The sequence below is a fragment of the Pantoea sp. X-Soil-TKNS-1279 genome (assembly GCF_059730565.1).
In genome coordinates this window covers 4,243,708-4,257,180 of sequence record NZ_AP035948.1, presented here as the reverse complement: position 1 = coordinate 4,257,180, position 13,473 = coordinate 4,243,708, and the positions used below count along the sequence as shown (strand labels likewise).

The following is a 13,473-nucleotide window of genomic DNA, read 5'->3' as shown; positions in this document are numbered from 1 at the left end:
GTTAACGACGACCTTCAGCGATAGCGGTAACGGCTTGTAATTCAGCGGCTTCCTGCTCTTGCTGTTCCTGACGATCACGCACATCCAGAATCTGGTTGGTGATCAGACCTTCTTCGATTTCGCGCAGCGCGATAACGGTGGCTTTATCGTTTTCTTCCGGAACCAGCGGATCTTTGCCGCCTACCTGCATCTGACGTGCACGACGTGCAGCGACCAACACCAGGTCAAAACGGTTACCAATTTTTTCTACTGCGTCCTGAACGGTTACGCGTGCCATAGGTGTGCTACTCCACAGATGAAGAAATGACTGGGCATAATACTGAAAGTGAATTCAGACTGCCAATAGTTTGCTGATTAAAGCATCATGTCGCGATTTCTGGCGACTCATGCGCAGACGTTCTGCGCGAATAATGGTTTTCAGATCGGACAACGCCAGATCAAAATCATCATTCACAATTAAATAATCGTATTCGGCATAGTGGCTCATTTCCGCCACGGCCTGCGCCATACGGCGGGCAATCACCTCTTCGCTATCCTGGCCACGGCCGCGCAGACGGCGATCCAACTCTTCCGTTGAGGGTGGCAAAACAAAAATGCTGCGTGCGGCAGGCATTTTCTGGCGGATTTGCTGCGCACCTTGCCAGTCGATATCCAGAAAAACATCAACGCCGGTTGCCAATACACGTTCAATGGCCGCACGGGAGGTGCCGTAATAGTTGCCAAAGACTTCCGCATGCTCAAGGAAGGCATCCTCGGCAATCATGGCTTCGAATTCCGGTTTCGACACAAAAAAGTAATGTTCACCATGACTCTCACCGGGGCGCACGCCACGGGTGGTATGGGAAACAGACACTTGCGTATCGTATAACGGTTGTGTCTTCAACAGCGCCTGAATCAGACTGGATTTACCTGCGCCGCTGGGGGCAGAAACAATATAGAGCGTGCCTTGAGCCATGATTTTCTTGAATTGAGTAAAGAGCGGAGTCGATTTCCTGCACAGTATACACGGCTTATGCCCGCCACGCAGCGTTTGCCGCCGCGTCAGGCGCATTTCTTTTTTTGTGAGGTTGCTCCAGCCGTATTGTTCAGTGCTGCAAATCGTGAAAAAACGCGGGAACATAACATCCAGAATTCTTTTTCGCTGCTGGCTGCCAGATGCAGGGTGTTCTCCAATAGACAAAAAGGAGAACGAAGATGAAAGGATACATGGTTTTGTTGTTATGGCTCTTCAGCGCGGGGGTATTGGCCGAGAGGGTTTGTCCCAACTGGTCCCCGGTACGGGCTGGGCAGGAGATTACGCAGTTACAAACCCAACTCCGACACTGGGATGATGCCTATTACCGGCAGGGACAGAACCTGGTAAGCGATGCTGATTACGACAGCCTGCAACAACGTCTGCAACATTGGCAGCTGTGCTTCACGCCAGACATGGCGACTTACGCGGCACAACCCACAACAGACGGCACTGCGCAGCACCCGGTGGCACATACCGGCGTGCGCAAATTGCGTGACCAGCGGGCTGTCATGGAGTGGATGCAGGGTAAGTCAGATGTGTGGGTCCAGCCGAAGGTTGACGGTGTGGCCGTCACATTGATTTATCGTCAGGGGCGGTTGGCCTCTCTGGTCAGTCGTGGTGACGGCCTGCGCGGTGAAGAGTGGCGGGATAAGGCAGCCATGATCCCGGCTATCCCGCAGCAGATCAGCACCAATCAGAATGAAGTGGTGCTGCAAGGGGAATTATTTTTGCAGATGACCGATCATCAGCAGGCGCAGGATGGTGGCAGCAATGCCCGGGCACAGGTGGCGGGCGCGATGATGCGCCGTGATGCCACTCCGTTGTTGGCGCAACTGGGGGTGTTTATCTGGGCGTGGCCGGACGGTCCGGCGTCCATGTCAGAACGGCTGGCACAATTGTCGCGCTGGGGATTTGACCTGACCGAACGCTGGAGCGAACGGGTCAATGATGAGGACGAGGTAGCAAGCTGGCGCGATCGCTGGTTTCAGGGAAAATTACCCTTTGCCACCGATGGTATTGTTATCCACCAATCGCCTGTTCGCATGGGGCGTGACTGGCAGCCCGGGCAGGGCAACTGGTCAGCTGCGTGGAAATATCAACCAGCGGAGATCAGCAGCGAAGTGCGTTCGGTGGAGTTCAATGTCGGACGAACCGGAAAAATCGCGGTGGTTTTGAATCTTATCCCGGTGCAGCTGGATGATAAAACCGTGCGCCGGGTCAATATTGGTTCGCTACGACGTTGGCGTGAGCTGGATGTGATTGCAGGCGATCAGGTGGCATTGGTTCTCGCCGGATTGGGCATTCCGCGTGTTGAACGGGTTATCTGGCGTGTTGGACTGCGCGAATACCCCGACGCACCACAAAGCAGCGATTTTAATGAACTCAGTTGTCTGGCATTCAATGCACCGTGTCGGGCACAATTCCTGTCACGCCTGAGCTGGCTCAGCGAAAAATCAGTGCTGGGTATTAACGGTATACAACGCAGCACCTGGCAACGCTTACTGGATAGCGGCACCATCACCCATCTGTTTTCCTGGCTGGAACTGACTCCCGAACAAATCGCTCAGGTGGCTGGGATATCACCGACGCGGGCGCAACAGATCTGGCGGCGGTTTAATCAGACCCGCCAGCAACCGCTACGCCGTTGGGTGATGGCGCTGGGCTTGCCGATACCGCGTGCCGCATTACAAGCCTTGCCTGACACTCAGTGGCAACAATTGCAGATGCGCACGACGGAGGGCTGGCAACAGCTACCGGGTATTGGCAGCACGCTGGCGCAACGGATTGTGACCATGCTGCACGATCATCAGGTGCAGCAACTCATCACGTTTTTACAGCAACAGGCGATCCCCGGCGGAGCATCAGTGATCGGGATGGGGATAGTTGAAAATCGGCAAGCCGAGGCGGAACCGTAGCGCCAGCAGGCGAGCGAAAAAGCCGAACAATAGGGTGACGATTACCACTACCTCATTGGCCAGCGATGTTTTCAACAGCAGGATATAGAGCCAGCCTGAGGCGAAGGCGACAGCGGCATACAATTCTTTCTGAAACACCAGCGGGATGCGATTGCAGAACATATCGCGCAGTACGCCGCCAAATACACCGGTGATGACTGCGCTAATCGCGGCGATAACTGCGGTATGGCCCCCATCCAGTGCCACCTGGGCACCTATTATGGAGAAAACCACCAGGCCCAACGCATCCAGCACCAGGAAGACTTTGCGCAGATGATTCATCAGCGGTGCTACCACCGTGGTGATTACCGCCGCCGCCGCAACAATCATGATGTATTCGGGATGCTTAACCCAACCCAGTGGATAATGGCCGAGTAGAATGTCACGTACCGATCCGCCACCAATCGCGGTAACGGAAGCGATAATAATGACGCCAAACAGATCCATTTTGCGTCTGCCTGCCGCCAGCGCACCAGTCATGGCCTCGGCGGTGATACCAATGATGTAGAGAACGGTTAACAGCATAGAGCACTCCAGATAATTGGCGGCAAGGCTAAAGATTTCCCAGAGTGTAGACCACTGAGATTTTCTAAAAAAGTGACATCGGATTAGTTGTTTTGATATTAGTTGCTTTATAAGGCCTGTTTTACGGGGGTGTGAGGATAGATGTTTCTTATTCGCATTATAAAAAATGATGTGAATGGTGTGTTCAGTATGCGCCAATCCGGCTTAACGCATGTGGACAGAAGGGAGAAGTTGCCGGCGTGGAAAAGAAAAAAGCGTGCTGGCAAGCAGCACGCGAACGCATCCTCTCAGATGCCCAGAGCCCACCATACAGACTTGTTTTTATTATCCGTTTCTTGCTCGCATACCGGCAAAGCTTTTCAGGCTAAAACGGTATTCAGGTTGGAACCATGAACGGCCGTAGTAGCAGTAGACCAGCATGCGAATTGAGACCATCGCCAGGTAACCCCAGATAGCACAGAGTACTGAAGGGGTCAGCCACACGGTGAACAAGGTCACACTCAGTCCAACCAGCACTGACAAGATTTCTGTAAATGCAATTCGAGTGAATTGTTTTTCTCGCTGCAATATGGCGCGGTAATGTTGCCCTTGCGGAACAATAATGAAAATCACCGAAATCATTTCCAGCATAATTGCCAGTTCGGGCTGATTCATTATTCGGCTAAAAAGATCGCTACCAATAAACATGACGGCGAAAATTAATAGCCCAAGCAACATGTTCCCCCAATAAAGAACGGAGAGATCGCTGACGCTTAAATTTTGGTTGCGAATAGCGGAGTTGCCAAATCCGCGATCGGCTAATGTGTCTATAACTAATAAACATGCAATGGCAACGGCAAGTAAATTTAACTCGTTTGCCTGTAATATTTGCGCCAGAAGTGAAAGCTGTAATACACCGATGCCAATGATTTTTATTGATGACAATATTGACCACTTGGTAGCGCCGGTCAGATTTCTTACACGTATCGTCATACTCTGCTCGTTATGGTACATGTACCAGTGCAATTTGAGGGTCGCCCGGGCGACAAGGCCAGAGCACAGGTTTCATCAGTGCAGCCAATCCTGGCGAAGCCCTGAAATACCTTTCAGTGATTGCCATGTAATGATGCATTCGATCAAATGATGTTCTGAATTTAAAAAGACGCCCCTGGTGTGCAATTGTTTTTGTGTCATAGCACTATCTCCTCCTGTCAGAAGAAAATCAGCCAGATCACGATAAAATCCATTTTGATAATTATATTCCCCAGCCAAAATCCTTCTGGCAATCTCAACGAATTCTCTTTCTGACAATAAAGGATAGGTTGAGCGGTCCATGTTATTTACCCTGCCATTGTTATTATTAAGTACTGCTGTGTGTAAGGGAGTTATACCGTGTTTTATTTGAATTAACACCATGAGAAAACTCCTATAAATGACACTCAATAATAAATGGTTTTGGTTTTTTCATCTAAAAATATAATGAGAAGGGTAAGGGACTTATTAGTCTTTTACGTTATTGTCAGAGAGGGTAAATAACGTTTTTCAGCCCGGATAAAAAAAACGTCAGAAAATCAGTGGACCTGAAGTGAGAGATGGCTTCCGTACCAGGAAAATTCCTGGTACGGAAGCGTTAGCCAAACTGGTGGTTACAATGAAAAACGGCCAGAAAATGTGCAAAACAGTTAAAGGCTTTGGTGAAGAAAAATTGTTTGTCAGTGCCGATTACTGCCAGAGAATAGCTGAGTAAGAAAGTTTTTATAATTCATTGATTCTAATGGGTTAAAAGGTGGAGAAGGTTATCCAGATCACGTTTTACCCATGCAACGTCTTGGGCAAATTTCTCATCAGACATCAGTGGCTGACGGTAAACGACCATCACCACCTCGGCACCTTGTTCGTTCGCAATCACCCGCATCGGCATGTAGATCTCCTTACCGATGCCGGTATCGATCCAGTGATCCATTACGCCAAATGGATTGTGCGGCGTGAAACGAATCTTTACCGTGCCTTCAGGTCCTTTGGCTTTCCAGATATTCCCTTCCTGCGTTAGCGTGCTGCTACTTAGCCCGCTTGCCCATTTTGCGAAACACTCGGGTTTCCAGATGGTTTCATATAAATCTAACCAGTTACGTGGAATGGTCAGAGTCACTGTCTGAGATGGCAGCATGGGACCTCCTGTTGGGCGGATAAAGAGGCATTAAAGCACGCGGTCACCGGGCTGGAAACGGCCCGGTGCCGGAAGTGTGGCGCAGAAGAGGTTTCCAGAAAAAGCCTCGTGGTCAGATGAACTTGCCCCGTCCCTCTATGTTGAGCACTTCAGCCAAACCGTCGGCATGGCGCAACACAAAGCGGTCGGACTGTGCCACAACCGCACAACTGTGGTTGGGGAAGATACGCAGTAGCGCCCCCACAGCGGGAGCCTGATGGCTAAATTGCAGGAAGCCGTGTTCCTCGGATAATTTCACCACCTCAAATTGATTCCCTTGCTCATCCACGGCAATGCCGAAACCGCTGGCATTGGTGCCGTGGGGGCCTTTATCGGAGCTGAGCATTTTGGAGCCCGCATCGATAATGGCGTAATGCGTATTCACCGCCACCACGCGCGTGACCACACTTAACGCCAGCGCGTCTGGCGTGCATAAGCCTAAACGCCAGGCCGTCAGATCAAGTAACGCGTAATTACCGGGACGAATTTCATTGCTGCCTTCCGCAACCGGGGCCGCCAGTGCCGTGGGGGTTGAGCCGACAGAGATTGGGCAAGGCGTAAATCCCGCAGACATCAGGCGTTGCTGAACACCACGCATCAGTGCGATTTCCTGACGGGCAACCTCGCAGATGGCGGCGGGATGACCGGCACCATAAGCCTGGCCGGCATGAGAAACCAGCCCGGAAAAAGGAAGTCCGGCGGCATTGATAGCTTCAGCCAGCGTCAGCGCAGCATCACTTTCAGGATCGACCCCCACCCGATGCAGCCCAACATCCACCTTGATGGCAACCGCCAGCTCCGCTGTCGGCTGTTGCTGATGCGCTGTTGCTAACGCAGACACGCCATTCAGGGAGTCAGCAATGCAGGTAATACGGGCATGGTTTTCTGCGGCGACCTGAAGTAATTCGGTCAACGTATCGGCCAGCACCACCGGATAAGCCAGTAGCAGGTCACGCTCGCCCCCTAAAATAAAGGCGACACCTTCGCTCGGTTTTGACACCGTAACACCACGCGCGCCAAGCGCTCGTTGTTGCCGGGCTATCCAGACGCTTTTATGGGTTTTGATATGAGGACGCAGAGCAACGCCAGCCGCATCGGCTTTTTGTTGCATCTGCTGAAGATTGCGTTGCAGGCGAGCTGCATCAATCTCCATAAAAGGGGTAAGTCGGTCAGCAATAAGAGGCCGGAGCCAGCCAGCCTCAATATCTTGTTCCATCATGATTATCCGCAGGTTGAGCCAATGAGCGAACCATCATTCACCAACCTGCGGCAGAATACCAGCCATCCGCTTAACTGTGGGGCGTAGCATCCCCGTTATGGAATCCACCACCTAAATCTTCAATCAACACCACCGCCAGATTGATCTGCTGGGCTTTAAGCGCCACCAGTTTCTGGTCGGATTCGATTAACTGATTCTGGATGGTCAATACGTCCAGATATGGACGCAGGCCCGCTGCATATTCGCGGTTCAGGTCATCCCAGGCACTGTGAATCAGCTGGTTGGCACTTTCCTGCTGTGCCAGTTGGTCCTGAATGGACTGCAACTGGGTGATGGTATCGCTGACATTACCCAGCGAGCTAATCAGCAGTTTGTTGTATTGCGCCACCGCCAGATCCCAGTTGGCATCACTTTCAGCTAAATCGGCACGGCGCTTACCGGCATCAAAAATTGGCAGCGACAGGCTTGGCCCAACATTAAAGAAGCGGCTCGGCGCGCCAAACAAAGCGTCACCCAGCAGTGAGCGTGTACCGGCTTCCGCCACCAGGTTGATATTGGGATAGAACTCGGTTTTGGTCGCGGCGATGTCTTTCGCTGCCGCTTCTACTCGCCAACGTGCGGCGACTACGTCCGGGCGGCGACCCAGCAGATCGGCTGGAATATTGCCTGGCAGCAGTGCAGCGGTGGGTACGTTCAGTTTCGCTGGCTTCAGGTTATGCCAGTAATCCGGGCCTTTGCCGACCAGCGTCGAAAGTTGAATACCGGCGTCGGTGACGTCCTGTTTTGCTTCCGTAAGCGAGGCTTCAGCGGTTTTTTGCTGCGATAACGCCTGCTTGTATTGATAGTCAGACGTGAGTCCGGCGGAAACATATTGCTGCTGAATTTTGGCGATGCCATTGGCACGATCGGCGGCCTGTTTTGCCAGATCGGCATTGGTCCACGCCAGATTAAGGTTGTTCCATGCACGCGTGACGTTAGCGGCCAGGGTTAACTGGCTGGCCTGGCGATCCAGTTCGCTGGCGCGCGCCTGGCCGAGTGCTGCTTCGGCTGCATCTTTCTTCCCACCCCATAAATCAAAGGTGTAGCTCAGACCTACGTTGGCGGTACGCAGCGTACTGTAGGTTTTGCCCTGTAGCAGCGGGTCGTCCACTTTTGCTACCCGTGAGCGGGTAATCCCGGCGTTAAGATCGACATCCGGATAACGTTCAGCGTTGGCGGCGATAACCTGTGCATTGGCTTTGTCGGCCTGGGCGTTTACTACTTGCAGGTCTGGGCTGGAGGCCATGGCATCGTTAATCAGATGATTAAGCTGAGCATCGTCAAAACTTTGCCACCATTGCGTTTTCGGCCAGTTAGCGGTGCTGAAGTGGGCATTTTTCAGCGTGTCCTGTGCCTGCAATGTATTGGCATCAAGCATATGGTTGCTGGTATGTAAGCCGTGAGGATTGGCGCAACCGGCCAGCAGCGCGCTGGCAACCGCAATTGCGAGCATCGCTCGCCGGGGTGAAGTCAAAAGCAGAGTCATAAGTTTGGTCAGGAAAAGGAAATGGCGACCATTACAAAAGGCTGTGCAAATTTTGACAAACCTGTTTTTCGTTAAGAATGGTTGTGAAATGTTTTTTTGGCGGGTCAGGCAGCAGGCCGGAGCCTGCTGCATCAGGTCAGACGTAGAGCGACGCTTCACCTGGCGGGCGGGTTTTAAAGCGGCGATGCAGCCAGAGATATTGCTCAGGTGCACGCAGGATTTCACGCTCGATCACTTTGTTCATGTAAGCGGCCGCAGCGGATTCATCATCATGTGGGTAGTTTTCCAACTCCGGCTGGATGATCAACTGATAGCCGTTTTTCTGCGGATTACGAATCAGCACGATAGTCAGCATCGCCGGGCGAGCCAGACGTGATAACACAAAAGTCCCGTTGGTCGTTGCCGCTTTCTCAACGGCAAACAGCGGCGCAAAGACACTGCCCTTCGGGCCGTAGTCCTGGTCTGGAGCGAACCAAACGGCTTCGCCCTGTTTCAGCGCCTGCACCATGCCACGCAGGTCACGCCGGTCAATCATGGCTTTGTTGGAACGCATACGGCCTTTGGTTTGCGCCCACTCCATCGCCTGATTGTTATGTTTGCGATACATCGCCATCATTGGCTGGCACAGCCCGGTGATGCGGCCGCCCAATTCCAGCGACATAAAATGCACGCCAATTACCATCACGCCTCGTTTATGGTCTTGGGCGGTTTTCAGGTTGGCCATACCACTCACCTGAAACAACTGGCGCACCCGACGATCCGACCAGAACCAGGCAATGCCCGTTTCCGCCAGCGCCATGCCCAGGGAGGCAAAGTTGCCCGCGATCATCTGCTCTTTCTCTTCATCACTGATGTGAGGAAAGCAGAGTTCAATATTACGACGCGTAATGCGCTCGCGGCGTTTCAGGAAGCGGCGTGACAGTTTGCCAGCACCGGCCCCGAGACGGATAAGGATGGGGTAAGGAAGTTGTACCAGTAGCCATAACACGCCCAACCCAAACCAGGTAAACCAGTAGCGAGGGTGGAGGAGTTGAGAGCAGAACTGCCCGGTTTTTTTCATAACACCTTCATGTGATCAGTGAATGTATCGCACATAGAAGCAGGTCCAGGTGTTCAGGGCGCGGTACAGCAGTCTTAATTTCGACCAGCAGATTAGCAAATAGTGCCGTTAAAGAAACCTAATCTCCGCAATCTTTAAGATTGAATGGATTCATTGAACGGGGAATTATTAAGAAGAATTATCTTGATAACGGACAGATATATCTTGATTAACAATAGATTATAAGCGAATTGGGAGGCTCTTAACACTGTCGAAGTGGTAAAGGGGTGCCCCAAAAAGACATGGATGGGTACGAATCTTTACGCATTATTTACGTTGCGCGTTGAAAAAAATCGACTAGCGAACAGGAACTATACTGATTTGTTGTACTGCCCCCCGGCAGAAACGGGGGGGCAGTACAGATGTTACTCAATATTCTGAATCTGCTCGCGCATCTGCTCAATCAACACTTTCAGCTCAATTGCTGACGCGGTGATGTCGGCGTTAATCGATTTCGATGCCAGGGTGTTCGACTCACGGTTGAACTCCTGCATCATAAAATCGAGGCGACGACCGACCGCTTCTTTCTTCTTCAGAATGTTGAAAGTTTCTTTTACATGCGCGTCCAGGCGGTCCAGTTCTTCGGCGACATCAATACGCTGCGCCATCATCACCAGTTCCTGCTCCAGACGATTGTTTTCTAACTGGACTTCGGCTTCTTCCAGTTTGGTCACCAGACGTTCGCGCTGCCACTTTAATACTTCAGGCATCTGCACACGAACTTTGCTGACCTCCTGGGTTACGCCATCAAGGCGCTGTTCAATCAGGGTTTTCAGAGCTGCACCTTCGGTTTCGCGCGCGGTGATAAAGTCATCGAGTGCACCATCCAGCGCGGCCAGCAGTTCGGCATTAATGGCGTCGAGATCCTGCTCTTTTGCTGACATCACACCCGGCCAGCGCAGAATATCCAGTGGATTGATCGCACCTTCATCGCTCTGCATTTTCACCCAGTTGGCCGCCTGGACCAGCTGTTTTGCCAGTGATTCGTTGAGAATCAGTTCGCCCTGCGCGCCCGGATCGGCATCAAAACGCAGGTTGCACTCAATTTTGCCGCGTGTCAGTCGGTTGCGAATACGCTCGCGAATGACGGGTTCCAGGCTGCGGAACTGCTCTGGCAGGCGGATGTAGGTTTCCAGGTAGCGCTGGTTAACGGAGCGGAGTTCCCAGGCGGCGCTGCCCCAGTGGCCTTTGGCTTCGCGACGTGCGTAAGCGGTCATACTGCGGATCATAAGCGATACTCGTGTGAAGAAAATTTAGTGAATTATAGCGAGCTACGCTATGGCATGACAGGTAAAAGCCTGAAATATGGGCAGCTAAGCACTGGCCTTTTCAAACCAGACACCTATGATAGCGACGGGCATTCAGTTCAGGGAAATCTGTATGGCAACAAAATTTATCGCATCTTTCGCATTGGCATTGCTGCTGGCAGGCTGTCAGACGCATCCCACCACCATCACCCAGTCTGCGCCAACCAGCACGCCGACGCCGGTGTGTGCCGGTGGGGATATGATGATGCAAACCACGTTGTGGTTTGGCATGAGTAAACCGCAGGGCGGCACGGTGACTGAGCAGGAGTGGCAGCATTTTGTCGATAGCGATGTTACGCCGCGCTTCAAAGATGGCTTGTCGGTATATGACGCCAAAGGGCAGTGGCTGGGGGAGAATGGCAAACTGGCGCGTGAAAACAGCAAAGCGCTGATGCTGATTCATTCGCCAGATCGTGCCAGCTCAGACAACATCAACGCATTGCGTGATATCTATAAGAAACGCTTCAGCCAGGAATCGGTAATGCGGGTTGATGGTCTGGTGTGCGTGGGTTTTTAAAATAGTTTCCGTAGCGGCGCGATTTATCGCGCGGGTTTTTCTGGCAGCGCGCGATAAATCGCGCCGCTACGAATTCGTATCAGATAAACAATCCGGCAAACGCTGCGGAAAGCAAACTGACCAGCGTTGATCCGTACACCAGTTTCCAGCCGAAGCGCGATACCACGTTACCCTGCGCTTCGTTCAGCCCTTTAATCGCTCCGGCGACGATGCCGATCGAGGCGAAGTTGGCGAACGACACCAGGAATACCGACAAAATCCCCAGACCGCGCGGCGTCATTTCGGCGGCCACTTTTTTCAGCTCGATCATTGCCACAAATTCATTGGCAACCAGTTTGGTCGCCATGATGCTGGCCGCCTGTAACGCATCCGCAGAGGGAATGCCGACCAACCAGGCGAACGGATAAAATACGTACCCCAGTAATTGCTGGAAACTGTAGCCGAACACGGCAGCAAACAGCGCGTTCACGGCGGCAATCAGCGCGATAAAACCAATCAGCATCGCCAGAATAATCATCGCTACTTTGAACCCGGCGAGAATGTATTCCCCCAGCATTTCAAAAAAGCTCTGATCCTCATGCAGCTTATCGAGCGCGATATGTTCTTCATCCTGTGCGCGCGTCGGGTTGATGATCGACAGGATAATAAAGGTGCTGAACATATTGAGCAGCAGCGCAGCGACCACGTATTTCGCTTCAATCATCGTCATATAAGCGCCAACGATGGAGAGAGATACCGTGGACATCGCCGTTGCCGCCATGGTGTAGAGGCGCGGCGCGGAGATATCACCCAGAATACCTTTGTAGGCGATGAAGTTTTCCGATTGCCCAAGAATCAGGGTGCTGACCGCGTTAAACGACTCCAGTTTGCCCATGCCGTTAACTTTTGACAGCAGGGTGCCGACCAGACGAATCAACAACGGCAGAATTCGCCAATGCTGCAAAATACCGATTAGTGCAGAGATAAAAACAATCGGGCAGAGCACGCCGAGGAAAATAAACGCCAGGCCCTGTTTACTCATACCGCCGAAGACAAAATCGCTGCCCTGAGCTGCGAAGGTCAGCAGCGTTTCGAAGAAACCACCCACAGAACTCACCACCGCCAGGCCGCTGGCGGAGTGCAGGAAAAACCAGCCGAGTGCGGCTTCTACCAGCAGCAATTGCAGAATAAAACGTGGACGAATCTGTTTACGGTCGTGGCTGACCAGAAGCGCAAGGGCAAAGATCACCACCAGCGCCAGCAGGAAATGGAGTATCGCTGTCATCATTTATCTTTTTAAGTGGGAAAACGCGCATTTAGCCACAGAGCGAGCGGAATTTCATCTGCGATTGTGCCGCCTCAGGACAGGACAGGCGCAGAGGAAGTCCGTATAATGCGCAGCCAAACCTAAGCAAGCCGGAGAGAAACCATGCGTCCAGCAGGCCGACACGCCAATCAAGTGCGTCCCGTCACCCTCACTCGTCACTACACCAAACATGCCGAAGGCTCGGTCCTTGTTGAGTTCGGTGAAACCAAAGTGCTGTGCACTGCCACCGTTGACGAAGGCGTACCGCGTTTCCTCAAAGGCCAGGGGCAAGGCTGGGTCACCGCCGAGTACGGCATGTTGCCGCGTTCTACGCACAGCCGTATGGCGCGTGAAGCGGCTAAAGGCAAACAGGGTGGCCGCACGCTGGAGATTCAGCGCCTGATCGCTCGCTCCCTGCGCGCCGCAGTCGATTTGCAGGCGCTGGGTGAATACACCATCACGCTGGATTGTGACGTGATTCAGGCCGATGGTGGCACGCGCACCGCGTCCATCACCGGGGCCTGTGTAGCACTGGCTGATGCTCTCAACAAGCTGGTGGCGGATGGCAAACTGAAATCCAGTCCGTTGAAAGGCATGGTCGCCGCCATTTCTGTCGGTATCGTTGAAGGCGAAGCGCGTTGCGATCTTGAATATGTGGAAGATTCTGCCGCAGAAACCGATATGAACGTGGTGATGCTGGAAGATGGCCGCATGATTGAAGTGCAGGGCACGGCAGAAGGTGAACCGTTCAGCCATGACGAGTTGCTGCAACTGCTGGCGCTGGCGCGCGGCGGGATTGAGCAATTAATTGTGGCGCAGAAAGCGGCGTTAGCAGATTGAT

The 13,473-nt window shown here is 52.7% G+C and carries 14 protein-coding genes; 3 read left to right on the top strand and 11 right to left on the bottom strand.

What is annotated here, in order from left to right:
- Position 1 precedes the first annotated feature (1 nt).
- Positions 2 to 277 carry a DNA-directed RNA polymerase subunit omega gene (rpoZ, locus tag AC6I8N_RS19975; RefSeq protein ID WP_013511051.1) on the bottom strand — a complete coding sequence of 92 codons (276 nt, stop codon included), beginning with the start codon at positions 275 to 277 and terminating at the stop codon, positions 2 to 4.
- A gap of 54 nt (positions 278 to 331) precedes the next feature.
- A complete protein-coding gene (gene gmk / locus AC6I8N_RS19970) occupies positions 332 to 955 on the bottom strand; it encodes a guanylate kinase (RefSeq protein WP_036627742.1) in 624 nt (207 codons plus the stop codon).
- A 239-nt stretch (positions 956 to 1,194) separates the two neighbouring features.
- On the opposite strand from gmk, the gene ligB reads away from it, so the two are divergent.
- Positions 1,195 to 2,931, top strand: a complete 1,737-nt coding sequence (ligB, locus tag AC6I8N_RS19965; protein WP_497829753.1) for an NAD-dependent DNA ligase LigB — start codon at positions 1,195 to 1,197, stop codon at positions 2,929 to 2,931.
- Here the strand turns inward: ligB and AC6I8N_RS19960 are convergent.
- The 8 genes from AC6I8N_RS19960 to AC6I8N_RS19925 all read right to left on the bottom strand — a co-directional run bounded on the left by AC6I8N_RS19960 (position 2,878) and on the right by AC6I8N_RS19925 (position 10,752).
- A complete protein-coding gene (locus tag AC6I8N_RS19960) occupies positions 2,878 to 3,495 on the bottom strand; it encodes a trimeric intracellular cation channel family protein (RefSeq protein WP_013511048.1) in 618 nt (205 codons plus the stop codon). The two genes, ligB and AC6I8N_RS19960, sit on opposite strands and share 54 nt — an antisense overlap.
- A 324-nt stretch (positions 3,496 to 3,819) precedes the next feature.
- On the bottom strand, positions 3,820 to 4,467 hold the full coding sequence (locus tag AC6I8N_RS19955; RefSeq protein ID WP_036627745.1) for an oligosaccharide flippase family protein: 648 nt from the start codon (positions 4,465 to 4,467) through the stop codon (positions 3,820 to 3,822).
- A gap of 75 nt (positions 4,468 to 4,542) precedes the next feature.
- Positions 4,543 to 4,890, bottom strand: a complete 348-nt coding sequence (locus AC6I8N_RS19950) for a hypothetical protein (protein WP_235056630.1) — start codon at positions 4,888 to 4,890, stop codon at positions 4,543 to 4,545.
- Positions 4,891 to 5,245: 355 nt separating this feature from the next.
- Positions 5,246 to 5,641, bottom strand: coding sequence for a polyketide cyclase (locus AC6I8N_RS19945; protein ID WP_497829752.1), 396 nt, complete (start codon positions 5,639 to 5,641; stop codon positions 5,246 to 5,248).
- Positions 5,642 to 5,753: 112 nt separating this feature from the next.
- Positions 5,754 to 6,899, bottom strand: coding sequence for an alanine racemase (locus AC6I8N_RS19940; protein ID WP_497829751.1), 1,146 nt, complete (start codon positions 6,897 to 6,899; stop codon positions 5,754 to 5,756).
- A 70-nt stretch (positions 6,900 to 6,969) separates the two neighbouring features.
- Entirely contained in the window at positions 6,970 to 8,391 is a 1,422-nt protein-coding gene (locus AC6I8N_RS19935; protein WP_021186081.1) for an efflux transporter outer membrane subunit, read from the bottom strand.
- 169 nt (positions 8,392 to 8,560) lie between these two features.
- Complete coding sequence (gene lpxP, locus AC6I8N_RS19930) at positions 8,561 to 9,484, bottom strand: kdo(2)-lipid IV(A) palmitoleoyltransferase (protein WP_208724428.1); 924 nt, start codon at positions 9,482 to 9,484, stop codon at positions 8,561 to 8,563.
- A gap of 404 nt (positions 9,485 to 9,888) precedes the next feature.
- The gene (locus AC6I8N_RS19925) at positions 9,889 to 10,752 is read right to left on the bottom strand and encodes a YicC/YloC family endoribonuclease (protein WP_208724427.1); all 864 of its coding nucleotides are present in this window, start codon (positions 10,750 to 10,752) and stop codon (positions 9,889 to 9,891) included.
- Positions 10,753 to 10,903: 151 nt separating this feature from the next.
- Here AC6I8N_RS19925 and AC6I8N_RS19920 point away from each other — a divergent pair, with 151 nt between their 5' ends.
- Positions 10,904 to 11,347, top strand: a complete 444-nt coding sequence (locus AC6I8N_RS19920) for a DUF3574 domain-containing protein (RefSeq protein WP_021186095.1) — start codon at positions 10,904 to 10,906, stop codon at positions 11,345 to 11,347.
- 79 nt (positions 11,348 to 11,426) lie between these two features.
- Here AC6I8N_RS19920 and AC6I8N_RS19915 read toward each other — a convergent pair whose 3' ends face one another.
- Positions 11,427 to 12,611, bottom strand: a complete 1,185-nt coding sequence (locus AC6I8N_RS19915; protein WP_036627752.1) for a NupC/NupG family nucleoside CNT transporter — start codon at positions 12,609 to 12,611, stop codon at positions 11,427 to 11,429.
- Positions 12,612 to 12,755: 144 nt separating this feature from the next.
- On the opposite strand from AC6I8N_RS19915, the gene rph reads away from it, so the two are divergent.
- A complete protein-coding gene (gene rph, locus AC6I8N_RS19910) occupies positions 12,756 to 13,472 on the top strand; it encodes a ribonuclease PH (RefSeq protein WP_021186097.1) in 717 nt (238 codons plus the stop codon).
- Position 13,473 lies beyond the last annotated feature (1 nt).

What these genes read in the sequence shown, in the direction of transcription:
- AC6I8N_RS19935 (WP_021186081.1), bottom strand. Translation starts at nt 8,391, where the DNA reads ATGCTCGCAATTGCGGTTGCCAGCGCGCTGCTGGCCGGTTGCGCCAAT.
- AC6I8N_RS19920 (WP_021186095.1), top strand. Translation starts at nt 10,904, where the DNA reads ATGGCAACAAAATTTATCGCATCTTTCGCATTGGCATTGCTGCTGGCA.
- AC6I8N_RS19960 (WP_013511048.1), bottom strand. Translation starts at nt 3,495, where the DNA reads ATGCTGTTAACCGTTCTCTACATCATTGGTATCACCGCCGAGGCCATG.
- AC6I8N_RS19945 (WP_497829752.1), bottom strand. Translation starts at nt 5,641, where the DNA reads ATGCTGCCATCTCAGACAGTGACTCTGACCATTCCACGTAACTGGTTA.
- AC6I8N_RS19925 (WP_208724427.1), bottom strand. Translation starts at nt 10,752, where the DNA reads ATGATCCGCAGTATGACCGCTTACGCACGTCGCGAAGCCAAAGGCCAC.
- AC6I8N_RS19915 (WP_036627752.1), bottom strand. Translation starts at nt 12,611, where the DNA reads ATGACAGCGATACTCCATTTCCTGCTGGCGCTGGTGGTGATCTTTGCC.
- AC6I8N_RS19940 (WP_497829751.1), bottom strand. Translation starts at nt 6,899, where the DNA reads ATGATGGAACAAGATATTGAGGCTGGCTGGCTCCGGCCTCTTATTGCT.
- rph (WP_021186097.1), top strand. Translation starts at nt 12,756, where the DNA reads ATGCGTCCAGCAGGCCGACACGCCAATCAAGTGCGTCCCGTCACCCTC.
- AC6I8N_RS19955 (WP_036627745.1), bottom strand. Translation starts at nt 4,467, where the DNA reads ATGACGATACGTGTAAGAAATCTGACCGGCGCTACCAAGTGGTCAATA.
- lpxP (WP_208724428.1), bottom strand. Translation starts at nt 9,484, where the DNA reads ATGAAAAAAACCGGGCAGTTCTGCTCTCAACTCCTCCACCCTCGCTAC.
- rpoZ (WP_013511051.1), bottom strand. Translation starts at nt 277, where the DNA reads ATGGCACGCGTAACCGTTCAGGACGCAGTAGAAAAAATTGGTAACCGT.
- ligB (WP_497829753.1), top strand. Translation starts at nt 1,195, where the DNA reads ATGAAAGGATACATGGTTTTGTTGTTATGGCTCTTCAGCGCGGGGGTA.
- AC6I8N_RS19950 (WP_235056630.1), bottom strand. Translation starts at nt 4,890, where the DNA reads ATGGTGTTAATTCAAATAAAACACGGTATAACTCCCTTACACACAGCA.
- gmk (WP_036627742.1), bottom strand. Translation starts at nt 955, where the DNA reads ATGGCTCAAGGCACGCTCTATATTGTTTCTGCCCCCAGCGGCGCAGGT.